The sequence below is a fragment of the Myxosarcina sp. GI1(2024) genome (assembly GCF_053543375.1).
In genome coordinates this window covers 205742-230558 of record NZ_JBKGTY010000005.1, presented here as the reverse complement: position 1 = coordinate 230558, position 24817 = coordinate 205742, and the positions used below count along the sequence as shown (strand labels likewise).

The window sequence follows — 24817 nt, the reverse complement described above, 5'->3', positions numbered from 1 at the left end:
CTTTCAGTTTATCAATTTATATTAGCTAGGGTAACAGTTTAACCGAAGTAATTTAACGGTCGAATGCTCAAGTCTTGGTAAAACTCTTCCTGGTATAGCTCTACTTTCGACTGGGCAGACAATAATAACAAAGCCCAAAAAACACCCGCTCTGTCTGAATTAGAGTGGTTTGAATCTGTAGATTTATCGGACTGCCACATTTGTAACAGTTGCTCCCATTCCAGGTAATCTCGTTCTGGTGCTAATTGAGGAAGAGCGAGACAGAAAAAGCGTTCTAGTTGCAGTGCTAGTTCGGTAAGATTTTCATTGTGAGCTAGTTGAGCGATCGCTTTAACTGCAGCGTTACGAGAGCTCGTAGAACGTTTGGGTCGACTCTTGGTAGCGATGGCTTCGATTTCGGCGGCAATATGTTCTAGTTGTTCGATTAATTCTGGTAAGGTGACACGGCGTTTGGCTAATGAGCGCACGGAAGTTCTTCGACGAAGATGTTGCTCGATGTTAGCCGGAAGCGAACGCAAGTTTCTGATTTCAACTAATTCTGATTCTGTTTCTAACAGTTCGACATCTAGTTCGGTTTCTGACTCGCTTTGTAGTAGCTCGAGGGTATCGGCTTTGAGCAAAACTAACATCGAAGCCCACAAAAATGCTTGCCCCGACTGGGGTAAATCCGGTTTCAATTGAGGCTGTCGCCCTGCTTCAGTCAAGCCCAATTCGGCTAGAAAGCGATCGATAATCGCGATTACCGAAACGTTCCAAGGATCGATCTCTCCTCGTTCGGCTAAGTCAATTAAATTGGCGATCGCTTCTTGTGCTGGAGTTACGTTCATAAGATCGTGTAAAGATATATATTATGAAGTTTGAGATCTAAGTTAAACCAAATATAAGGTCAAGGTGAATTCATCGATTGCTAATTTACGCCAAAATTATACTCTTGCAGGACTAGAAGTAACAGATGTCGCTTCAGACCCGATCCGACAATTTGCTGTTTGGTTTCAACAAGCCTTAAATGCAAAAATTCGCGAACCTAATGCCATGACTCTGGCTACTGCGACTCCTGATGGCAAGCCTACAGCCCGAATCGTCTTGCTTAAAGGATTTAGCGCTCGCGGTTTTGTGTTTTATACCAACTATCAAAGTGTCAAGGCCAAACAGCTTACTGCTAATCCCTATGCCGCTTTGGTGTTTTTGTGGGATAAACTAGAACGACAGATACGAATAGAAGGAGAAGTGGAGAAACTTACCGCCAAAGAATCTGATGACTATTTTTACAGTCGCCCTAGAGCTTCTCAATTGGGAGCATTAGCTTCAAATCAAAGCGAAATTATTGCCAATCGTCAAGTATTAGACGAGAATTTGGCGGCTCTGACTGCTAAATATGCCGATGCGACCGAAATTCCTCGCCCCTCTAATTGGGGAGGTTTCCGCGTAATTCCCAACCAAATTGAATTTTGGCAAGGTCGTCCCAATCGTCTCCACGACCGTTTATTGTATTCGCGCCAAGCTAATGGCAACTGGCGGATAGATCGCTTGTCTCCCTGAGCGGTTTTGAATTAAAACTCAAACTGCGACTCGCTCGCTAGCCAGAAATAACAAGACTACGAGCGCCGTCCTCATTAGATTATTTTCAGTGAATTAACGTGGATAATTTTATCGAACTCGATTCAATCGATCTGATTTTAGCACTGGGAATTATCGGAATCGCGATCGCGCTTTCATTGTGGCAAAGACTGCAATTAGAACGACAGCTAGCTTTTGGTGGGGTGCGAGCATTGCTCCAACTAATTGTCGTCGGCTACGTTCTCGATTTGGTTTTTGCTCTCGATAATCCCGTTGCGGTGCTGAGTATTTTGGCAGTAATGATTGGGATTGCCTCAATAGTAGCTCGCAACCGCATCGATAAAAAAATGCGGGGTTTGTTACCTCTGGTTTTACTATCCCTAGTAGCTAGTAGTGCCTTTACTCTTGGTTACGTAATTTTCTTAATCGTTCAACCCGACAGATGGTACGAACCGCAATACCTCATACCTTTGGCTGGAATGTTATTTGGCAATGCTATGAATGGCGCTTCACTTGCAGGGGAACGTTTGGTTAACGCCATTAGACAAAATCGTTTGGCAATTGAAACTCATCTATCACTCGGTGCTACTCCCAAACAAGCCATCGCTAATTATCAAAGAGAAGCGATCGCCACTGGCTTGATTCCTACTTTAAATAACATGATGGTTGTCGGGTTGGTTAGTTTGCCAGGAATGTTTACCGGACAGGTATTGGGGGGAGTTAATCCTCGCGATGCCGCTTCCTATCAGATTTTAATTTTATTTGCGATCGTCTTAACTAACTTGTTGGTTGCGGTTTTGGTAACTCAAGGAGTATACCGCAATTTTTTCAACCGCGATTTACAGCTTGTTGATTAACGACCATCAGCGATCGCCTTTCAGCCTCTAGCCTCTAAATATAAAAAGATAAAAAGGGAAGGAATCTAATCTAGATTTAGATCTGCCTTCCCTTAGCCGTATTAAATTTAACTCGTGGCTAAATTACGTTTTCCTCGTACTTATTGAACGACAACTTTACCAACCATTCCCGCACCACGATGGGGTTGGCAATAGTAAGAATATTCTCCAGCTTCTTTAAAAGTAGTTTCAAACGAATCACCAGGAGAAAATACTAGCTGTTTGTGAGATTTGACATTATCGTCCGAGAAAACTACGTTGTGAGGAGCCATTTTGTTGTTAACCCACTTAACGGTATCTCCTTTACTGATAGTGATAGTTTCAGGTTCGAATTTCAACATTCCTCTATCAGTACCCATTTTTACTTCATAGGTTTCTGCAGCCACGGGATTTACATTAAAGCAAAAACTAGCAATTGCGATGATGACGACGGACAATAATAAACTTAGTTTCTTAGTCATTTGTGCTTGAATCTCTACAATCTATATCAGTTTTTTTACTCGATGTTCTAAAGGTGTAAGAACAAAAGCAGCATCAAACTAATTACTGCTCGAAAAAAGAGGGAATTTTTATCGATGTATTCCCTATAGATCATGGTACAACAGAAGTTTGACCAAATGTAAAACTTTGACAAATTGTCTTTTGACGGAAGCGACGTTTTCTCTGACAATCTGCTTTTGACTCATACTAAAACCAAAGAGGAGAAACTGTCTTGCGTAATCTAATATCAATATTTTCCCTACTGTCAATAGCCGTTATGTTGACTTTTGCTACTCCCGCATTAGCAGGAGATGCCAGCAATGGTGCTAAAGTTTTTAGTGCTAACTGTGCCGCTTGTCATGCTGGTGGGAAAAATGTTATCCAGGGTAACAAAACCTTAAAAAAAGATGACCTAGAGAAATATGGCATGAACTCTTTAGCAGCGATTACCAATCAAATTTACAATGGCAAAAATGCCATGCCAGCTTTTAGAGGACGTTTGAAAGATCAACAAATAGAGGATGTAGCTACCTACGTGCTTACCAAAGCAGAAGAGGGTTGGTAAAGTTTGCTCGAGGTAATCGATAAGTCCGATTTGTTTTTTAGCTCCCCAATCTTTCATCTCAAGGTTGGGGACTAATTTATCTGTGAAACAATAGTATTGTAGGACTAGAGGGAAATTTATTATGGATCGAGGCAAACTACTGGCAATTATTACGGGAGCGATTTCAATTTTAATCGCGATCGCTTATTTAATCGTCGTTCAATTACTGGATTTTCGGGGTGAGATGATTCCCGCACCGGTAAGTCAAAGGTTGTTTCACCATACGAATGATATGATTCTAGCAATCGAAGATCGTTAACTGTGGGTGAATCAATTGCCGATAGCATCGTAACATGTCTATTTGGCGATCGGTAGTTTGAGGAGAAAACGAGATCTTGTTTATAGCTCCGTGAATATGGGTTGTCGATCCCTAATACAATACTCTTAATTTCGTAAACTCTACTTCTCTAATTAGAGAAGATTTTCAGAGTGCGATTGAGTAATTACACTAACTATTAAAGCACACGGGGGAGTTTAATTTCTGGGTAATTACTATGGCAACAGCCATAACTTGGGCTTACCTTGAACGAGTTAATCTACTTACTAATAGCAGATTCGAAAATCGTGGATGTCAGCCGTCAGCCCAAAAAGGAAAAGTTTTCTTTTATCTACACTTTGAGTTTATCTGGCTCATCAAATCTTTTGCAGCAAGCTCGTTACCCAGAACCTAATTTAAATTCTGGCTCGACTTTTACTCAGCAAGAGTTGCCAGCTAAATCGGTGTCGAAAGATTGCGAACGCTTAAATTCTTCTAATTTATCTAAGTATACAAATTCTGAGGAAACTTCAGAATCCTCAGCTGTCAGTTCTGCTTTAGCTACACCTGATGACACTGTTGCTACCATTACCGCTCAATGGTACCAAATAGAGCCATCAGCGAGTTCTTACGATTTAGAATTATCAGCCATAGCTCCCTCTTCTGGTATTACAGAAGCCTTCAAAGAGCGATCTCAACCCCACCGTAACTACTTAAGTAAAATTTTATTAATTTGTTCCTGCGGCTATCTGATTGTGGTTATGGGGTGGCTCTTCGGACACCACAGCGAATACCTATCAGTAATACTGAGAGGAAAACAACCTGTAGTCTTGTCAAAATCTGATGCCGAATTTATCGATTACATGGAGCGATCGCTGTCGGCAATAGACAACCAAGCTAGCCAGCAAGATTTAGTTGCCGAGCGAGATTCTCAAGTAGTTTACGTTCCTGTATTTACTCCTCAAGCTTCGGCTCCAACTACACCGCCTCCTGTCACTTTCCCTCCAACCTCAATGGCTAACGAGCCAACTACAGCGATTTCCCAACCTTTACCGTTAGCACTACCTCAAGAGAGCCTAAAAATTCCCTCACCACCGCCACTACCAGCACCGACACCAAGATCGGATGCCCAAGTCTCAGATTATTCCACTGCGACGGCTACTGCTCGCAAACGCACGAGCGAGCATACGTTAATTGGGATTCTCGAATTAGGCGATCGGTCTGCAGCTTTATTTGAGATCGAGGGAGCGATCGAGCAAGTTAGTCAAGGACAAGAAATTCATAGTAGCGGTTGGATTTTAGACTCTTTAAATGACCAAAAAGTCCAAATTAGCTATCAAGGAGAAGTCCATACTCTTAGCGTCGGTGAAAAGTTCTAAGATATGAATTAAGCAATGACAATTCTGATATTTTAGAATAATTAAAATGGGTTTATTTGACGATCTCGATCGCTTTCTCGAGGAACGACTGGATGAATTTCTCAGTAATAATCCTCATTTGGAACTTCAGGCAATTGAGGAACAGTTAAGAGAACAGGAACGAGACGCTCAAAAAATTATTACCGAGCTGCAGCTGGAAGAAAAAAGTCTGCAAGATAAAATTTTAGCGATCGCCAAAGATATTCAAACTTGGCATGGCAGAGTAAGCAAAGCTGAAAGTGCCAATCGTCCCGATTTAGCTAAAGCGGCGCAAGAACGAGAAGCAGCACTATTGCGACAGGGCAATCAAGCTTGGGGACAAATGCAGGGAGTTAAAAATCGCATCATTCAGGCAAAGGAATTACTTCAGCAGGTTCGAAACAAGCGTCGACAGATTGAGACTGAGTTGGCAAAAGTCAAAGCCAGTAGAACTACAAGTAACACTAGTAGCTATACCGTTGGCTGGGATCGAGGTGCTAGCAATAACTATAGCCGTGCCAGCGATCCTTTAGAAGCAGAATTTCAGAAATGGGAACTGGATGCCGAACTAGAAGAAATGAAAAAGAATATGAACCGTTGAATAGTTCGAAGTTCGAATACTCGGTTTTAAATCCTACTGTCACCCCTGTTGTTAGCAATTCGTTTATCGACTTAGAGCGATCGAGGTGACATTTTGCATTAAAAACAAATTTTTGTTACTATTCTTTACATAAGATAAAAAAAATTAACAAAAAGAGGTAAGTTATGACTACATTATTAATTGCTATATTTACAATCGGTTGGGTAGCCGCTGCGATTATTGGTACTCAGGCATACTTTAGAGGGGAACAAACTAAACCAATTCACGAACGCAACTTAAAATCCGAGTCTTTCGAACAATTAGCCAGAATATTTACTGGTAGAGAAACTAATTATGCCGAAAGAATTCCCGTAGTAGCACTCGATACATACAATAGTCGCAATCTTCCTCGCAGATAAAGAGCGATTACATGAATCGAAATAGCCAACAACTCTGTGAGCTAAATAACGATCTATTTTGACCGGAATCTAGCTTACAGGGTTGCTTTGATTCAAACAGAATTTTGGTAAGTTAATTTTTAAATTAAAACAGTTGTAGTTGCTACTGTTCGGCAGTAACTAATTCCGTACTGCCACGGGAACGACGGCGAGTTAAGGTATTGAACAGCATCATGCCAATTGCCTTAATTAAACTACCTTCTAACTCTTGGAATAATTCCATATTTCGACCAAAAGCAGCATTAGCTTCATCGACAATCTTTTCAGCAGTTTCTAGATCGATTGGCAACTCGTTTAAAGCTTGACGATATCTATTTTTAAACGCTTTTTCATCCGGGATCTCCTCAAATTCATAAAAAGCAGTTCCTTCGCCGTTGCTAAGGTTCATTGCTCTCTGAGAAATCTTCTTGAGAATTTGCCCGCCTGAAAGATCTCCTAAATAACGAGTATAGGAATGACCGACTAGTAATTCTGGTTCGGATTTGGCTATTTCTCTAATGCGTTCTACATAAGATGCCCCTACTGGAGAAAGAGTAATTTTTTCTTTCCAGTTAGGACCATAGTAAAAGTATAAATCCTTTTCTAAACTTTCTTTACGGTTGAGCTCGGGAAAGGAGATTTTAGAAATAACAGGATGGTCTTTTAATTTTGTCATTTCTTCTTCCATTACCGAATAAACGAAATAGAAGTTGCTGACTAATTTACGATAAGATTTTTTTTCAACTACACCTTTGAGAAAACATTTGACGAAGCCGACGTTTTCTGCCATTGTATGTGACTTTTTCGTCCCCTCGCGCAACATCGTGGCTAAATTGACACTCATATTAAGTTTCCTTTCGCTGTTTGTTATTTGTCTGTTTATTTAGTCTGCTTGCTTAAATTTAGCAAGCGATCGACAATACGCCTAGTTTGCTAGATTAAACCGATTTCATGAGAGTTTTCATTAAGAATTTTTACACGATAAGCTGGCTCGAGTTACTCATGACTCTGATATTAATTGGCAAGCTAAACTGTTAAAATTTTTTAGCAGGGAAACTCATACTTTATTTAAGTTAACTCGATCGAAGAATGGCTTAATTTAAATTAGCAAAGAGCGACATTAAAGATTGAAACTATCTATAGCTAGCCGGTCTAAAAGATTAACATTATCACTCTGAGCAATTTTATTAAATAAAATCCATATAATATATCAAATTATACTTAAATATACAAATTATCGAGAATTGGTAAAAAAACTTAAACATTAAGAACATTTTTGCCTATAATCGATACAGGATTGTTTAAAATATCCTACAGATTTTAAATTTCTTTTAAGAAAGCGAAACTATAATCAAACACATAACATATCAAACCAACCATAAACCTTAGTGCAATGCCAAGAATACTTGTAATTGATGACGATCCTGCAATAGCCGAATTGGTCTCAATCAATTTGGAGATGGCTGGATATGATGTCAATCAGGCAGAAGATGGCGTAAAAGGTCAAGCTTTGGCAGTACAGCTACAGCCTGACTTAGTTATGCTAGACTTAATGCTTCCTAAAGTAGACGGATTTACAGTCTGCCAGCGATTGCGTAGAGACAATCGTACTTCTGATATTCCAGTGTTAATGCTGACCGCACTAGGACAGACTCAAGATAAAGTAGAAGGTTTCAATGCTGGTGCCGATGATTATCTAACCAAGCCATTTGAAGTTGAAGAGATGCTCGCCAGAGTAAGAGCTTTGCTACGGCGAACAGATCGTATTCCACAAGCTGCCAAGCACTCTGAAATTCTCAATTATGGTCCTTTAACTTTAATTCCCGAGCGCTTCGAGGCAATTTGGTTTCAGCAAACCGTCAAGCTAACTCATTTAGAATTTGAATTACTGCATTGCTTGCTACAGCGCCACGGTCAAACAGTCGCGCCACCAGAAATACTGAAGGAAGTATGGGGTTACGATCCCGATGACGATATAGAAACCATTCGCGTTCATATTCGTCATTTGCGAACTAAACTAGAACCCGATCCGAGACATCCTAACTACATCAAAACAGTGTACGGTGCGGGGTACTGTTTGGAGTTACCTAGTAACGAAGAAATGGCTGCAGAAACAGATAGAGCGACAGCATAAGAGTAGTGTTACTATATTTTTTATTAACTACTCTCTATTTAACTGGAATTTAATGTCAAGGGCTGACTTAATCTGAGTGTAATCATGTTTTTTACGTAGTTAGAGCGCTCGCTTTGCTAGTAAAGCAGTTCCATAAGCTGCTTCAGTGATAGTTGTCGATACCACGGACAGCTTGAGATAACGTCGGCGAATTTCCTGCCAAACCAGATTTTTTGCACCTCCGCCAGCAGTATAAACTCGTTTCAACTTGCTGGCACCTAATTCTTGTAATTTTTGATACCCTAAAGCTTCGATACGAGCTATGCCTGCTAATAGTCCATGCAAAAAATCTCGCTCGCTTGCAGGTCGAGGGGTCAATCTTGGCGATAAATTAGGATCGTTAATCGGAAAGCGCTCGCCAGGCTTAAGTAGCGGATAATAGTCGAAAGGACTAGGAACATTGGGATCGATTTGTCGCGATAGAGTAACTAACTGCTCCTCATCAAAAAAATGCTTTAAGACTGCGCCACCTGTATTAGAAGCCCCGCCTGTCAACCATAAGTCTCCTAGTCGATGACTGTAGATCCCATATTCTTTAGCTTCAATTCTAGTTTTACTAAGTAACTTCAATACGAGTGTAGAACCGAGAGAAGTTACTGCTTCCCCTACTTGAGATGCGCCACTAGCTAAAAAAGCAGCGATACTATCGGTAGTTCCCGTACAGACCGAGCAATCTCGAGCAAAATGGAAGCGATCGCTAATTTCTGGGGTTATTTTTGCTACCGAAGTACCAGGAGAGAATACTTGAGGGTATAAGTGCCTAAAGGGTAAATCTTGCAACCAATGGGGATAACTTAAATCTTCTATGTCGTAGCCTAATTTGAGAGCATTATGATAATCACTAATACCTAACTTGCCGTGAAGCAAATAAGCCAGCCAGTCAGCTTGATGTAAAAAATATGAGGCTCGTGCAAAGTAAGGTTGCCGAGTATACCATAATAATTTTGCCAAACTCGACGTTGCACTGACAACTATAGAATTGGCTGGTGCGAGCGCCTGGAGCTGAGGTAGTTCGGTTGTTGCTCTAGGATCGTCATACAAAATCGGTTCGCCAATTGGTTCGCCATTGGCGTTACAAAGCAATACTGTAGAAGAAGTACCATTAATAGCGATCGCTTTAATTTGCCTGCTGACTTCTTGAGGAATTTGAGCGAGAAGTGAGTATAGAGCCGCTTGCCAACTAGAGGTTAACTTATCTGGGGCTATATTTTTAAAGGTATGCTTTAAAGTTAGCTTTAGGGTTTCAACTTCATCGATAACTATGCCTCTCACACCAGAAGTACCAAAGTCAATTCCTAAGTAATAAGCCATAAAATCTATTGTAGATATATTGTCTAGGCCTAACTCATAGCCAATTTCCTAGCATAATAAAAGAAGCCCAGTAAAAAGGATGGGCAAATCGAGATGAATTAATCAGAGCCAATTGAGTTTGGCGCAAAGATAAAGCTCTATTAGTTTCGGTTTTAGATTCGGTAAGTTGCTGATAAAAATTATTCATTGCCACAGCGGTAGACTCATCATCCACTGACCAAAGAGTAGCTAAGGTAGTTCTAGCTCCGGCTTTTACCGCCATACCTGCTATACCCAAAGCGGCTCGTCGATCTCCTGCCGCAGTCTCGCAGGCACTAAGTATCAATAGTTCGATTGGTCGTTCGCGAGCGAATTCTGTTTGTTGCAGAATTTTTTCTAACTCTCCAATATCAATATTATCGTCCCAAGCCAACAAATATGTCTCATTCAAGTCAGAGCTAAACTGACCGTGAGTGGCAATGTGAACTACTTGAAATTGGGACGAGCTAATTTTTTCTTGGAGTGCATTTTTAGTAAATGCTTCATTCCTTAAAATGACACCATTAGTTTGTTGTTGAATATTTTCAAGTTCGTCGTTAACATGTTCGAGAGCATAAAAACCTCTTCTTTGTTGAGTGATTCCTGCAGCTAAGGTTTTTAATTTTACTTTTTCTAACGATAAAGGAGCGAGTAACTGCAATCCCGGCGTTAGAGCCACATTATATTGCTCGATTAAATAGCGTTTACCATCATGGAGCACGCTCATCGGAATATTGCGTAAAGAACCATCAGAAACAAAGGTTAGAGTTTTAATATTATTATCGGCAAGCTCTTCTAAAGCAGGGCGAATCAGCCAATTATACAATTGTCGTGCTGGCTGATAGAACTGTCGTCGACTGCGAATTTGAACGGTTTGACGCAGCTGTTCGATAACGTTCTCTAATTCTGCTCTGGGAATTTTCGTAGAGTAATGGCGCAGAGTTTTATCGGGCAAACTAACGATTACTTCCAAGCGATCGCGTAAGATAATTGGATAGATTACTGCAGCTTGGGGATCGATACTCTCAATCGCTGTCGGCTTGGCATCCAGACAAGCTTCGCGAAAAAAATTGTTCAGTTCTGCTAACTGTAAGGATTCAATCGTATTTCTCGCCTGGATTAGATTATTTTGACTGACTGGCTGGTTGTTTTGAGGCTGTAACAGCAAACTGACTAACTGTCGATAAACTGGTTCGACACTTTCCCGAAAAGTAAACCGAGCATCGGTGTTGGTAATGATTAAATCGCTACGCAAAGATTCTAAATCTTTGACCGCTTCAGAATAGGCAGCGATCGCCCCTGAATGACGATCTTGAATTGCCAGTAGTCTTCCCAACTGCCACTGCCATTGATAGGACAGATTTGAGTTATTAATCGGTTCTGCAAGCTCTAAAGCTCGTTCGGTGTATTTTTGGCTCAGCGACCATTTTTCTTGTCGTTCGTATAGATAACCCAAAATCCCAAAGGCATAAGACTCTGCTTGAGTATCTTTGATTTGTTGGGCGCGAGCGATCGCAGCTTCTAATAGCTTTTTAACTGATGGGGTAGATTCTTCAATAGAAGGTGTTGCCGACAAGTCAATTAAACTTTTGGCAAAGTTAACCGTAGCATAGACCGAACGTCGACTTGAAGAAAAACCGGTAATGTTAGTTTGAATTTGCGGTAGTAGCACTTCTACCTCTTGCCATCGTTCGGTAGCGATTAACAGACTGAGTTGATTTAACTGCGCTTCCGTTTGCAGTAATGGTTGGGAAGTAGTAGCTGCTGCTCGTCGATAAAAAGCGATCGCAGCTTCCTTATCGTCCAACCCTCTGGCAGTATTACCCAAACTAAACAGAGTCATGCTAGTTTCTTCGGGCAAATTTAGCGTTTGAGAAATTACCATACTTTGGTATAGTATCTCGCGAGCCTGCTCTAGGTCGCCAGTAACTTGTAAAGTAATCCCCAAACTACGCAGTGCCGTAAGTTTAAGTTTAGGATTGGTTTGTGCTGTCAGTCGCTCGGTAATTTGTTCCAGTAATTTTTGAGAACGTCGATACAACCCCAGACTTTGCCAAGCTTGGATCTGGTTGATTTGACTGCCAAGCATCCCAACTTCATCTCCAGCCTGTTGATAAATTTTAGCTGCTCGTTGCCAATCTGCAAGAGCGGCTTCGGCTCGACCCATTGCCAGCAAAATTCTACCTTGAGTATTTAAAACCCGAGCGAGTATGGGTAAATTTTCATCTTCTAAGTTTTGTCGTTCTAGCAATTGTAAACTTTGAGAGATGTTTTGCTCGGCTTGAGACAACTTTCCTAGTTTGTGATTACTCAAGCTGAGATAGCTCAGACCGATCGCTAGTTCTAAATTATTTCCTTGAGTTTGATAGTATTCATTTGCCTGTTGCCAAATTGTAGCGGCTTTTGCATATCTGCCGGCTTCATAGGCAACTCGACCTTGCTGTAGTAGCTTTTGACCATTAATCTCAACTAAATTATCTGCAACTCTCGTCGGTTTTGCGATCGCGGTTGTTGTTGGCGCGATCGCACTTAAACCCAGCAATGTCAACCAAAGACCAAAATGAATTAACTTTATTGTTTTTTCCTGCTTCAAATTACTCATTTTCAAGATATCTATCGCCCTAGGCAATTTAGAGATTAATGTCAAAGAAGATTAAGCCAGAAAATTTCTATCGGCACTGATTGAATAATTGCCAGTAGTCTTGATCGTTTTGTTGAGGTAGATAACCAAGTAATTCAATATTGCCTTGAGAGTTAACCTGCCATCCTTTAGTTTCAACTATTTTATCGATCTCGTCATCAGAGCGATTATGGTATTGTCGTTGGTTTTTAGCAACGAGAGAGAAATCTCGTAAATCTTCCCAAACCGATTCACCTCTAAGATTTCGACTGGGATTTTCTGACAATCCGCCTTTTCCAGTAACTGCCATAAAGTTACCTTCTTCTTTTGGACAAATTCCAGAAATCAAAGTGGCAGGATCGACAATGTTGCTGGGTAATTCAGCCGTTCCTATTTGTTCGTCTGAATCTACATTATCGATATTTACCACTCCATCTAGACCTAGTTGAGAACTGGCATCGATGTCACTATCAGTAGAAAGTAAGATGACTTCTGTATCGATATTTATGTTACCGCCATTACCCAAAACTGCATTCGCCCTAATATCGCTATTATGATTAGCAATGACATAGTTACTATCGATAAAGATGTTGCCTCCGCCTCCAGTGCTGCCCAAGACACTGCTGCTAAGTTCGCTATTGTTAGTTAAATATAAAAAATCCGTTACTAAGTTAATATTGCCGCCTCCAGTTTGAGTAGCGGTGGTAGCGATTTTGCCATTACTAACATTAACTTCCTCAGCGTTAATAACAACATTACCAGCCTTACCCAAACCATTACTACTAACCGAAATTTGTCCTTTATTGCTTAAATTAAATGTCTCAGCACCGATCGCTACGCTGCCTCCATTACCAGTAGCGGCAGTTCCTACTTCACTAAATACACCGCTACCTATTCCCATAGAAGTAACCATATTAGATTGAATATTTACTCTGCCTCCATTACCCTTAGCAGAGGTGCTGGTGTCGATCGATCCACCATTGTTTAGCGTTAAAGCATCAGTAACAATCGCTACATTACCTCCATCCCCACTACCTCTGGTTTCAGCGGCAATTTCGCTATTGTTATCGAGAGTAATTGCTTCGGCAACATTTAAAGTGATATCGCCTCCGCCACCACCGTTAGTAGAAGCAGTAATACCACTAGAAATATCTGAAGTAATGTTATTTAATTCTACAGAACGAGCATTAATCAAAACATTACCAGCTTTCCCTTCTCCTGGTGATCGTGAACCCAGACTTGGAAAATTGCCAGCGCTAATTACTGCACCATTTTGGATAGATAAACTGTCAGTAGTAATATTTAAATCTCCACCATTACCAGTACCTTGAATTGCGCTGGCAAACAAACCACTGCGAGTGAACTGATTAAAATCGGATAATTTTATATTTTGAGCTTCGATTAATAAATTTCCTCCTTTTCCAGAACCTGTTGTAGTTACTGCCACTTGTCCTCCGTCAGCAACTCGTAAATTCTCAGTTTCTATTTCTAAATTTCCTCCATTTCCCAAACCGACACCAAGAACAGCAGCAACAGGCTCTGGAAGACCAGGTATTGTTTCAACTGTTGAGGCAATAAAACTCGGTCCAAATTCAGTTCCACCAATTACTTTTATACTCTCGGCTACGATTTTTAACTCCCCGGCATTGCCAAAGCCAAAAGTTCCACCTAATATTTGTCCGCCATTAGTTATGTTTAAACTGCCTGTATTGATATTCAAATTTCCACCATTCCCTCTTGCTCCTGGGGCAACGGGCGCAAACAATCCACTAGGACCAAAAGGAGATATGCCGCTTATTTTGATATTTTCAGCTTCTACAGCTAAGTTACCGCCACTACCAAAACCAAAAGTACCACTCGATATTTGCCCACCTTCACTTATTTCTAAGCTAGTGGTTTTAATATCTATATTTCCTCCGTTTCCCATAGCTGCTGGAGCTACATCAGCTAATAAGCCACTAAAAACAGGACTTTGAGTAGAAATTCCAGTTACTCTTAATGACTCTGTGGCTCGAACTGTCAAAGTTCCACCCAAACCATTTCCTATCGTGTCGGTTAAAATTATCGAACCGTCTTCAACCGCAATATTTTCACCCCGAATTTTAATTTCTCCGCCACGATTACCACTAGCATCTACTGAAGCTGCTTGGGAAAGCATGATATTTTGATAGTCGATAGTTTCTTGCCCAGTGCTTACCCCTTCATTATTGAGATTGAGAGACAAATTACCATTTTTGAAAGACCATAACTCAATTTTGCCTTCTGCTGCAGTTAAATTTCCTCCTACAAGCTCGATTTTGTTACCAACTAAAGCCAAAGTTTTGCCATCTGGTACTTGAAGTCCAGAAGGTCTGTTGTTTCTATTTATAGAAAAATCTGGATTGATGGCTAAATTATTGCCAGTTCCTCGCACGACTATTTTGCCTGCGCTCGTCCCTAATTGTAAGCCGATAGGAATACTGACGCTTAACAGTGGAGAATCTGAGGTGGGAGAACTACTAAATTCACTACCGTCTTGAAACTGAATGCTGTCAGCCGTGCTGCCAACGAAAGAACCACCAATATTTAAAGCGGCATTACTACCAAAAATAATTCCGTTGGGATTAATTAAAAATAGATTGGCAGTACCATTGGCACGAATTAAACCATTAATATCAGAAACAGAATTACCCGTTACGCGATTGATAATATTTTTTACGTCCAAAGCATTGTCGAAGACAACCGTTTTGCCTGAAATAACCGATAATTGCTCAAAACTGTGAAACAAATTGGCATTCGCTCGTGAACCACCAGTAATTATCGTGATATTATCATTGGTTTCAACCGCAGAATTATTGGGAAGAGTATCATCGGGAACGACTTGTCCTAGAGCGATCGCATTTATTTCTGAGATTGAGAACCAGAAAACAAACGGCAACAACAACCTATGTTTCCTCAACTGTTGTCGTAACTTAATGATGCAAAAATTAGCAAGCTTCTGCATATTATATTTGTGGAATCTTATAGATTTTCAATATCGCTGCTAAAGACTAAGCATATGATTCCCAAAATTCTGCTAGAAGTAACAAACTGCTAGAAATCTCTACCTAAAGTCAACGTGAATTAAGCCCCTCTACCCCAGCCCCAGAAATAGCCCTCGTCCCATAACTTATTATAAACTTCCCAGTGACCTTTACCGCAGGCATAGGTGCCCCAGATCGGACTATAAACTTCACCGCTGCTAACGAACATTTCTTGTAACTGTTCATTGCGATCGTCGTAATTGTTGCCATCGTTGTCTACATACTCTGGAGTCAAGATTGCTGTACTCTCAACGGTGTTACTCGTCATCCAATCTACAGTTACATCAATTTTTTCAGCTAGTGTAACTTGAGCCTGATTAAATAAAGTAGCTAAATTAGGAGTCTCTATATTTTCAGTTTTAAGATCCCAACCGATCGCATCAAAAAGCTGTACATCTAATTCGGTAATTTCTCTTCTATCTCCCGTTTTCAGACGTGGATCCATAATACCGACTGCCTCGTCCATTGCTTTCCAGTGGCTGGCTTGATAACCATCGCCACCCAATTCGGTATCAACTCCACTTGAAAAGTAAGCTATGGCTTCTCCGTCAGAACCAGTAAACGAAAGATATGGATTACCGCCAACAGACATATCGATCCAGTTTTCACCTCCACTCATGGTGTTACTTTCCTGGGAATAACGCAACATATCAACAGGAGTTGCATTATTTAAAGTACCTTCTAGACGATTGTAATATTTATCTTCTTGTTTACTCTTTTTAAAATTGCTGGTTGTGGATAACCATCCGTCCCTATCTACACCGCTGACAAATCCAAGAACGTGTCCGATTTCATGAATTGCAACCCCTAAATAGTCAAGGCTGTTGTTAGCAAGAGCATTATCGCTGTAGTTATAGTCCCAAGCTAAACTTTCTAATCCACTCTCGCCAGAACCATCAAGGTCGCGCATCAAAATATAGCCGTCGAGCTCTTCACTATGTCCATCAATTAGACCCAAAGCTTTAGCATTAGCGCGAGTCATTTCCATATACTGGTTATTTTCTACTTTATAGCCAGTTATGTCTTCAAACTGACTATCAAAATATGCAGTATAACTATCTCGTTGTGCTTGCTGATTATTATTAATTAAAGTATCAATTTCCGAAGTAATATCTGCTTCTAGAGCATCACGAAAATTACTGTATAATACATTGTCTTCAAATCCTGGTAAAGCACCGCCAATAACATTCTCAGGTAGAGAATCGGTCATCTCAACAAAAATGTTGATACTGACATTATCGTTAAAATAATTTGACCAAAATTGTCCTGCAAGTTCAAAACCCATTATCTGTTCGAAACTTACACCTGGAGCGTAGGTAAAATTGAATTCTGTGCCGAGATTAATTTCTTCCATAATTATTTTAAATTTATTATTATCGTATTAATAAAGAAATTTGGAATTTTAATTTTATTAGATAAAAAGCATTAAAAAATAAATAGCTTTTTATTAGAGTTATTAATTTATATTTATAAAAGATGTGGTTGAGTTAAACTGTGATTGCACGACAAAAACAATTGTGATTTGAAACAATTGTGATTTGAATCCTTATATTTAGTTATTTACTCTTGAGCTTTCGAGGGGTGCGAACAAATGAATACCGTTATTAGTACTTACAGAAAAACACTAAATATATAGTGAACTAAAGTTAAACTAACTTTATAAATAAAGCTTTTGATGTTCTTTTGATTTATTTGGCTTAACCTTGATTTTGTTTAAAAACTTGTGTTTAAAAAAGTATGACAAAACAGTTATCTATAGCAATGGTCAAAAGACTTAGGACAAAACGTAAGGCTGAAAAGCCATATTCGCCGTTGCTTATGTAATTCTGATTATCTACGGCAAGTTATGGAGTTGATTATTAAAGATGCTACGTCCTAACTCTCTTGGTTGTAGCTATAAATTTGGACAGCGAAATAGGCTTAAAATAGGAAAAATAAAAACGATCGCAATTTATGGCGATCGCAGTCAGAAAATTATTGAAGAAACTAATACTCTTTACGAAAAAGTTTGTATTTTTTTAACAGATGGTTCAATTGCCAGAAGATAAGTATAAATAGAGCAGATAATGTGGCTCGAAACATCTGAATAAATTGCTCAAAATAAACTGAATCAACATGGGAGAAGCTATAAAAGAAATGCTCCCCAGTGGCAGATTCTAACGCCCCGTATAGCCAGAAGTTTTCTCGCTGCCACTGCACAGGCATTTACTGGTTTGACTCCTTGAAGAGTAATCTAAGATTAATTCAATTATTGATTAACGGGACTTAAACAAAAATCAAGCCCAAACAAAGCCCAAACTCGCTTTATAAGCTGTGAATAGGTCAGGATTTTGGTTGAGCCATCGAACGAAACCAAAAGACATAGCAGTACGAAACGCTTCTAATGCTTCAGGAAAAGTCTTAATTTCTTTATTAGCCCAGCGTCTTATTAACCCACCAGTTAGCTTGTGCCAAAGGATAAAAGTGTAAGCACAAATCAATTTCTACAACTGCTACCCATAAGTGCTTCGGCTTTTCTAAATTTAGAATTACTTCACTAACAGCCTCTTTGGGTAACGACCGTGCTAAATCATCTAATCTTATGTCTTCTCTATCCTCTAATTGATTAAGAAGTTTTACCTTTCTATTTTTGGCTAATCCTCCAATATATTTTAACTTTCTCTTCTCTAATTCCTTCAACAAGGTTGTATTGTTACCATATACAGATGAGTTGTAACAACAACATTGCCATTATCTGTTTTCCCGATTTCTCCAATATACTGACGACCTACTCCCGCAGTGAAATTGCGCACCGCCCGCGCTGAGGTTTCCTCAGCGTATAGGACGGAGCAAGCACCCACTTTTTCTATGACCACTATCATCAACAATTAAGCTAAAACCGCTACAAATTCTAGTCTGATGACACTTGTTCATTACTTGTAAACGTCGCTCATTAACCATGTCTGATGACCAAGGTGCTTCGGTTAAAAAGTGATGTAAGCGGTGATATGTGAGTTCTACAGCATCTGTTGCGATTTGAGATCGGTTTTTTTTTCTCTCGCTTTCGCCCAATAATCCCCCTAAATAGTTTCTAAATTCCCTTTTCTGCGATTTGTTTTTGAATAAATCATCAAATTTTTGAGACCATCTATCAAAACACGGTGGCATTGCTGCGGGAGTTGTTTCGTTCATAATGGCGAACGCTGTTAATAATAATGCTAAAGTTAATCAGCAAAAGCATTTTACCTCATTTTAGCCACCAAAATTGTCTAAGTACCATTAATTATTTATTGCTCTGCCGCTCATCAAGCAGATGTAATTCGCTTTAATTTGGCTCCTAACTGTTGTAATTTACCTTCTAAATTTTCATAGCCGCGATCGAGATGATGCAAACCTCTGACAGTAGTTTTACCCTCTGCAGCCAAGGCTGCTACCACTAGAGCAGCAGAAGCTCTTAAGTCAGTAGCCATTACCGGTGCACCAGATAAAAAAGGTACGCCACTGACGATCGCGTGATTGCCCTTAACCCGAATGTTAGCTCCCATGCGCTGCAATTCGGCAACATGACCCAAACGATTTTCAAAGACGGTTTCGCTAATTACGCTGTTACCTTCGGCAATACTGAGTAGGGCAGTAAACTGTGCTTGCATATCGGTGGGAAATCCAGGATAGGGCAAAGTCTCGATATCGGTGGCGCGTAATTCGCCAGGAATTAACCGCAGTCTTTGAAACAAGGAGTTACTGCCCTCGTCTGCTTCAACCACCACTCGACAACCAATTTCGTTTAACTTAGCGATGACTGGTGCCAAATGATTGGGAATTACCGAAGTTAGAGTAATCTTCGAGCGAGAGATCGCACCAGCCACCAAAAAGGTTCCCGCCTCGATGCGATCGGGAATAACGTTGTAATCAACCGAATGCAGGCGATCGACTCCAGAAATAATAATTGTATTAGTTCCGGCACCGCTAATTTTGGCTCCCATCTGACGACAAAAATCAGCTAAATCTACTATTTCTGGTTCTTGAGCGGCATTTTCGATTCTGGTTTCTCCTTCTGCCAGGGTAGCCGCCATCAAAATAGTTTCGGTAGCGCCAACGCTGGGATAGTCTAAATAGATATTTGCCCCTTGTAATCTGCGTTTGCCCCCGGTGAGGTTGGCGTGAACGATACCAGATTCGATGCGGACATTAGCTCCCATTGCCTGTAAACCGCGAACGTGTAAATCTACCGGTCTGGCACCAATGGCGCAGCCTCCAGGCAGGGGAACCCGAGCCGTTCCTAGTCTAGTTAATAACGGTCCGATGACAAAAAAGCTGGCTCTTAACCGAGAAACGATATCATAAGGAGCCTTAATAGGGTTGATTTCTCGCGAATCTATGTCTAATACATTGCCATGTTGTTCGATCTTTAGCCCTAGTGCGATGAGAATTTGACCCATACGAGTAATATCGACCAAATTGGGCACATTGTGTAATCGGCAATCTCCCGAACACAGTATCGATCCTGCCATTAAAACCAGAGCAGAGTTTTTGGCACCGCTGATTTTAACTTCTCCTTGAAGAGAAGCACGACCTTCTATTTCGAGAACCGCTTGAGATTCTCGTTCGGTAGCTGGGGTTGGGGTTAAATTAGAAATAGGATTAATCGGTTTGTCCTCAAATTACAATTGATGATTCGATAGAAGCGGTAAACTGATTTACCGTAAAGATATTGGGAAGTAATTTATGATTGCGACCTAAGAAAATGAGTTAGTCAGGGATTTTACCTTAAATAAAAATATATTGAGTTGATTAACAGGCAAAAGTTTTTAATTTAGAGCTAGATCCCCAGCGTTTGACATGAATTGCAAAATATATAATAATATTAGGCTGCATGGCAAACCAGAGAGCGGAACTGGCGGAATTGGTAGACGCGCTAGATTCAGATTCTAGTGTTCGAGTAGAACATTCGGGTTCAAGTCCCGAGTTCCGCATTTAGCAACCAAAGTATTACTTTGATAGGTACTATTCGTCAAGTCTTTCAACCATAAATGTTAGAACCGAGATGCTAACCAGCATTAAAAATCCTCTAATCAAACAGATACGCAAACTATCGTTAGCCAAAGAAAGACGCAAACAACAATTACTACTTTTAGAAGGAACGAATTTAATTACCGCAGCTTGTCAGGCTAGCTTTCAACTAGAACGGGTTTTTTGCACTCCTCGTTGGCGAGAAAACCACGAGCGATTATATAGAGAACTCGAAGCGCAAAGGGTAAAAATCGAATTAGTCAGTGCGGAAGTGTTAAAAGCGATCGCTACTACCGTTACTCCTGATGGGGTAGTGGCAATTGCAGAACGCAGGTCGGCTAAATTACCAGATGTCAGTCAAACTAGATTAGGAGTAGCTATAGAACGACTGCAAGATCCTGGTAACCTGGGAACGATTATTCGGACTTCTGTAGCTGCAGGTGTAGATGGCTTATGGTTAAGTCGCGATAGTGTCGATCTAGATCGCCCTAAAGTTTTGCGAGCCTCGGTAGGAGAATGGTTTCGTTTAGCAGTTGCGACCGAACAAGATTTATCAGAGGTAATCCAACAGCATCGGCAACAGGGAATACAAATAGTTACCACTTCTCCTCAAGCCAGCAAAAATTACTGGCAGATCGACTTTCAACATCCTAGTTTGATCGTTTTGGGCAATGAAGGAGCGGGTTTATCAGACCAATTGCTTGGTTTAGCCGACGAACGGATTAAAATACCGCTAGCAAATCGGGTAGAGTCTTTAAATGTAGCGATCGCTCATGCCCTGTTGGTTTACGAAGCCCGTCGTCAAGTATTAACTAATGGTTAAAGTTGCGAGCGATCGCGCCAACCAAAAAGGTGGGAATTAACTCACCTGATAATTACTTTGGAGATGGAATATTATTAGCTTTTAAATACAGTTAAATACAGTGGAAATTTCTAATTCCGGTATCATGATTTCTTCTAGTAAATATCTATCTAAATATATGGATTTTACTCAAAAAACTGTTCTTAATCATAATCAAAAGAAGATTTAATCTCTTAATTACTGTTACTTAATCTACAAAGATAAAAATCTTATAGGAAAAGAAAAATCCTCTCAATAGCCAATATTATTAAGGGTTTTCTGGCAGTTTGAGTTGAAATTTCATCTTCTACTTCGAGACATTTTTAGGTAGTTCGCTTGAAGTACGAGAACTAATAAAGATTATTATTTGAGTAACAAATAAATCATGAGTAACGGTAATAGCGTAATTTTCATCCACCCAGACGGTACGAGTCCTTCTCACTACCAAGCAGGGCGTTTAGCTTCTGTAGGACCCGACGGCAGACTTAACTGGGATGAGATGACCGATGCTGGGGTATACCTGGGACATATGGACGACCAAATTGTGGCTACTTCAAATGCTGGTGCGGTAGCTCACGCCTACGGGATTAAGCCCTATGCTGGCAGTTACGGTCTAGACGCAGAAGGCAACCCCTACACTTCTCTTTCCGGTGAAGAAGGCACCACAATTATGGAAGAAGCGATCGCTGCTGGTAAAGCAACCGCAGTAATCAACTCTGGCTTTATTGCCGAACCAGGTACTGGTGTATTTCTTTCTGCGGCTGAAGATCGCGACAACGTTGCCGAAATTACGGCTGAAATCGTCGAATCCGGTGCTAACGTCATTATGGGTGGGGGCGAGATTCACTATCTACCCAAAGGAACCGTAGGTCGCTTTGGGGAAGAAGGTATTCGCGAAGACGGACGCAACCTGATCGAAGAAGCCAAAGAGATGGGTTACACCATCGTTTACAACCGCGACGAATTAGAAAATCTTCCTCCCGATACTAAGAAAGTTATCGGTATTTTTGCCGCAGAAGATACTTATAACGACACTGACGAAGCAAGCTTAAAAGAAGAAGGTTTTGTCAATGATGATGGCAGCCTGATGCTTTACGGACAGGAAGGAAATCCCAATCCGCCTTCAGTTGACGAAATGTTAGAGGCAACTCTAGGTCTAGACGTTTTCCAAAACAACGAAGAAGGCGTGTTTGTGGTCTTAGAAGAAGAAGCGACCGACAACTTTGGTAACAACAATAATGGACCTGGAGTCACCGAAGCAGTTCTAAGAGCGGATGCTGCAATTGGTGTCGCTCAAGACTATATAGATAACGTTAACCCCGATACTCTATTAATTACTGCCGCTGACAGTGATGGTGGCGGTTTGGAAAATGACGACGTTCCCGACGATGCAGAAACGGTAGGCTTTACCGAGATCCAGCCTCCTTTCGAGCCAGAAGTTCCTTATGACGGTACTACAGGTAACAATACCGAACCCTTTACCACTGGTGCTCCCGACGCTAACGGCGATATTTTCAACTATGGTAATCTGTGGGCTGGTACTCCCGACTTTGCAGGCAGCATCGTTTCTAAAACCTATGGTTTGAACGCAGAAAAGCTTCCTGCCACTGTAGATAACACGGGTATTTACCGCCTGATGTATGAAACTCTCTTTGATGAAGAGTTGGCACCCCCTGAAGGCGTTCCCGACGCTCCCGAACCCGCTCCCGAACCTACTCAAGATACCGGAAATGTTATCTTTATTCACCCAGACGGTACCAGTCCCTCTCACTACGGTGCAGCTCGTTTTGCTTCGGTAGGACCCGATGGCAGACTCAACTGGGATGAGATGACCGATGCTGGGGTATACCTGGGACATATGGAAGACCAAATCGTTGCCACTTCTAATGGTGGTGCGGTAGTTCACGCTTACGGGATCAAACCATATGCTGGCAGTTACGGTTTGGATGAAGAAGGCAACCCCTATACTTCGCTTTCCGGACAAGAAGGCACTACCATTATGGAAGAGGCGATCGCTGCTGGGAAACCGACGGCGGTAATCAACTCTGGCTTTATTGCCGAACCAGGTACAGGTGTATTTCTTTCTGCGGCTGAAGATCGCGATAACGTTGCCGAAATTACTGCCGAAATCGTCGAGTCCGGTGCAGACGTAATTATGGGTGGTGGCGAGATTCACTATCTACCCAAAGGAACCGTAGGTCGCTTTGGGGAAGAAGGCATTCGCGAAGACGGACGCAACCTAATCGAAGAAGCTCAAGAAATGGGCTACGAAATCGTCTACACCCGCGAAGAATTAGAAGCTCTCGGTCCCGATACCGACAAAGTTATCGGTATTTTTGCGGCTGAAGATACTTATAACGACACCGACGAAGCAAGTTTAAAAGAAGAAGGTTTAGTCGATGAAAATAGCGAACTAATTCTCTACGGTCAACCAGGAAATGAAAATCCTCCTACCGTTGCCGAAATGTTGGAGCAAACCCTCAGTTTCGACAAGTTTGTCAACGCTGAAGACGGCTTTATGGTTGTTTTAGAAGAAGAGGGTGCGGATAACTTCCCTAACAATAATAATGCCGCTGGGGCGATCGAAGCTACTTTACGGGCAGATGAGGCGATTGGTGTAGCCCAAGATTTCGTAAATAATATCGATCCCAATACTTTGGTGCTAACTGCTGCTGATAGTGATGCTGGTGGTTTGGAAGTTGACGACGTAGATGGAGAAACAGTAGGAACTGTAGAAGTACAGCCTCCTTTTGAGCCAGAAGTTCCTTATGACGGACAAACAGGAAACAATACCGAACCTTTTGTTTCTGGCGCACCCGATGCTGATGGCGACACTTTTGAATTCGGCGTAGGTTATGTCAGTACCACTGATGTGGCTGGCAGTATCGTTTCTAAAGCCTACGGTTTAAACTCCGATCTACTGGAAGATACCGTAGACAACACCGATATGTACCGCATCATGTACGAAACTCTGTTCGGCGTTTCTCCTGAAGAAGTTGCTGAAGAAGAGGAAGAACCCGATTTAGCACCTGCGTTTGGTACTGTCGATAGTGACACCATTGAAATCGAAGGTAGCGACCTCTTAGTTTTTGCTGGCGAAGGTAATGATGTAGTCGATGCTGCTGTTAGTAGTGAAGGTAACAACCGCATTTACCTCGATGGCGGCGATGACGTTACTATTTTAGGAACTGGCGATCGCATCGTTGGTGGCGAAGGTGCAGACCGCTTCTTCACTCTTACTGGTGGCGGCAACGTTATTACTGGTGGTGAAGGTGCAGACCAATTCTGGCTTGCCGGTGCCGAACTTCCCGAAGCTGCCAGTATGATTACCGACTTCATCAGCGGTGAAGATGTTCTCGGTATTGCTGGAGTTGGTGCTAGCTTCGAGCAATTGGACATTACGGACCAAAATGGCAGTGCGGCGATCGCCTTCAATGGTAACCCTCTGGCGTATCTCAACGGTATAGAAGCCGACAGTTTGAGTGCTGACGACTTTGCTTTTGCATAACTTCGCCGCTAGCTAGCTACTAACAAACTAAATAATCGGCACTTGAGGGGGCGATCGCTCCCTCAAGTTTTTTAATAATATATATAAT

Annotated in this window: 19 protein-coding genes, 1 tRNA gene and 1 pseudogene; 12 read left to right on the top strand and 9 right to left on the bottom strand. The window is 41.2% G+C overall.

Annotated elements, in window-relative coordinates:
- Window positions 1-38: 38 nt before the first annotated feature.
- Entirely contained in the window at window positions 39-827 is a 789-nt protein-coding gene (locus tag ACLFKQ_RS19965) for a segregation/condensation protein A (protein WP_449001502.1), read from the bottom strand.
- 64 nt (window positions 828-891) lie between these two features.
- On the opposite strand from ACLFKQ_RS19965, the gene pdxH reads away from it, so the two are divergent.
- Complete coding sequence (gene pdxH, locus ACLFKQ_RS19960; RefSeq protein WP_449001501.1) at window positions 892-1539, top strand: pyridoxamine 5'-phosphate oxidase; 648 nt, start codon at window positions 892-894, stop codon at window positions 1537-1539.
- A 98-nt stretch (window positions 1540-1637) separates the two neighbouring features.
- On the top strand, window positions 1638-2414 hold the full coding sequence (locus tag ACLFKQ_RS19955; RefSeq protein WP_449001500.1) for an ABC transporter permease: 777 nt from the start codon (window positions 1638-1640) through the stop codon (window positions 2412-2414).
- A 140-nt stretch (window positions 2415-2554) separates the two neighbouring features.
- Here ACLFKQ_RS19955 and petE read toward each other — a convergent pair whose 3' ends face one another.
- Window positions 2555-2914 (bottom strand): plastocyanin, encoded by a 360-nt coding sequence (petE, locus tag ACLFKQ_RS19950; RefSeq protein WP_449001499.1) that lies wholly within the window; start codon window positions 2912-2914, stop codon window positions 2555-2557.
- A gap of 251 nt (window positions 2915-3165) precedes the next feature.
- On the opposite strand from petE, the gene petJ reads away from it, so the two are divergent.
- From petJ to ACLFKQ_RS19925, 5 genes are all read left to right on the top strand, one after another.
- Window positions 3166-3498, top strand: a complete 333-nt coding sequence (gene petJ / locus ACLFKQ_RS19945) for a cytochrome c6 PetJ (protein WP_449001498.1) — start codon at window positions 3166-3168, stop codon at window positions 3496-3498.
- Between the two features lie 121 nt (window positions 3499-3619).
- Window positions 3620-3796 (top strand): hypothetical protein, encoded by a 177-nt coding sequence (locus ACLFKQ_RS19940; protein ID WP_449001497.1) that lies wholly within the window; start codon window positions 3620-3622, stop codon window positions 3794-3796.
- 263 nt (window positions 3797-4059) lie between these two features.
- The gene (locus tag ACLFKQ_RS19935; protein ID WP_449001496.1) at window positions 4060-5172 is read left to right on the top strand and encodes a hypothetical protein; all 1113 of its coding nucleotides are present in this window, start codon (window positions 4060-4062) and stop codon (window positions 5170-5172) included.
- 46 nt (window positions 5173-5218) lie between these two features.
- A complete protein-coding gene (locus ACLFKQ_RS19930) occupies window positions 5219-5791 on the top strand; it encodes a TIGR04376 family protein (RefSeq protein WP_449001495.1) in 573 nt (190 codons plus the stop codon).
- A 164-nt stretch (window positions 5792-5955) separates the two neighbouring features.
- Window positions 5956-6189, top strand: a complete 234-nt coding sequence (locus ACLFKQ_RS19925; protein ID WP_449001494.1) for a photosystem II protein, Psb35-related — start codon at window positions 5956-5958, stop codon at window positions 6187-6189.
- A gap of 142 nt (window positions 6190-6331) precedes the next feature.
- Here the strand turns inward: ACLFKQ_RS19925 and ACLFKQ_RS19920 are convergent, their stop codons facing one another.
- A complete protein-coding gene (locus ACLFKQ_RS19920; RefSeq protein WP_449001493.1) occupies window positions 6332-7051 on the bottom strand; it encodes a biliverdin-producing heme oxygenase in 720 nt (239 codons plus the stop codon).
- A gap of 549 nt (window positions 7052-7600) precedes the next feature.
- Between ACLFKQ_RS19920 and ACLFKQ_RS19915 the strand changes: the two genes are divergently transcribed.
- A complete protein-coding gene (locus ACLFKQ_RS19915; protein WP_449001492.1) occupies window positions 7601-8341 on the top strand; it encodes a response regulator transcription factor in 741 nt (246 codons plus the stop codon).
- Window positions 8342-8440: 99 nt separating this feature from the next.
- Here ACLFKQ_RS19915 and ACLFKQ_RS19910 read toward each other — a convergent pair whose 3' ends face one another.
- The 4 genes from ACLFKQ_RS19910 to ACLFKQ_RS19895 form a co-directional block, all read right to left on the bottom strand.
- Window positions 8441-9691 carry an FGGY-family carbohydrate kinase gene (locus ACLFKQ_RS19910; RefSeq protein WP_449001491.1) on the bottom strand — a complete coding sequence of 417 codons (1251 nt, stop codon included), beginning with the start codon at window positions 9689-9691 and terminating at the stop codon, window positions 8441-8443.
- A gap of 34 nt (window positions 9692-9725) precedes the next feature.
- Complete coding sequence (locus ACLFKQ_RS19905) at window positions 9726-12311, bottom strand: CHAT domain-containing protein (protein WP_449001490.1); 2586 nt, start codon at window positions 12309-12311, stop codon at window positions 9726-9728.
- 67 nt (window positions 12312-12378) lie between these two features.
- Window positions 12379-15252 (bottom strand): two-partner secretion domain-containing protein, encoded by a 2874-nt coding sequence (locus ACLFKQ_RS19900; RefSeq protein ID WP_449001489.1) that lies wholly within the window; start codon window positions 15250-15252, stop codon window positions 12379-12381.
- A 179-nt stretch (window positions 15253-15431) separates the two neighbouring features.
- Window positions 15432-16745 (bottom strand): NF038122 family metalloprotease, encoded by a 1314-nt coding sequence (locus ACLFKQ_RS19895; RefSeq protein ID WP_449001488.1) that lies wholly within the window; start codon window positions 16743-16745, stop codon window positions 15432-15434.
- A 511-nt stretch (window positions 16746-17256) separates the two neighbouring features.
- On the opposite strand from ACLFKQ_RS19895, the gene ACLFKQ_RS19890 reads away from it, so the two are divergent.
- A complete protein-coding gene (locus ACLFKQ_RS19890) occupies window positions 17257-17439 on the top strand; it encodes a hypothetical protein (protein WP_449001487.1) in 183 nt (60 codons plus the stop codon).
- A gap of 228 nt (window positions 17440-17667) precedes the next feature.
- On the opposite strand, the pseudogene ACLFKQ_RS19885 reads toward ACLFKQ_RS19890, so the two are convergent.
- Window positions 17668-18562: pseudogene (locus ACLFKQ_RS19885) on the bottom strand (transposase).
- A 113-nt stretch (window positions 18563-18675) separates the two neighbouring features.
- On the bottom strand, window positions 18676-20007 hold the full coding sequence (murA, locus tag ACLFKQ_RS19880; protein ID WP_449001558.1) for a UDP-N-acetylglucosamine 1-carboxyvinyltransferase: 1332 nt from the start codon (window positions 20005-20007) through the stop codon (window positions 18676-18678).
- A gap of 251 nt (window positions 20008-20258) precedes the next feature.
- Here murA and ACLFKQ_RS19875 point away from each other — a divergent pair.
- From ACLFKQ_RS19875 to ACLFKQ_RS19865, 3 genes are all read left to right on the top strand, one after another.
- Window positions 20259-20343 (top strand) — tRNA-Leu (locus ACLFKQ_RS19875).
- A 71-nt stretch (window positions 20344-20414) separates the two neighbouring features.
- Window positions 20415-21203, top strand: a complete 789-nt coding sequence (locus tag ACLFKQ_RS19870; RefSeq protein WP_449001486.1) for a TrmH family RNA methyltransferase — start codon at window positions 20415-20417, stop codon at window positions 21201-21203.
- Window positions 21204-21606: 403 nt separating this feature from the next.
- Window positions 21607-24729 carry an alkaline phosphatase gene (locus ACLFKQ_RS19865; protein ID WP_449001485.1) on the top strand — a complete coding sequence of 1041 codons (3123 nt, stop codon included), beginning with the start codon at window positions 21607-21609 and terminating at the stop codon, window positions 24727-24729.
- Window positions 24730-24817: the final 88 nt, after the last annotated feature.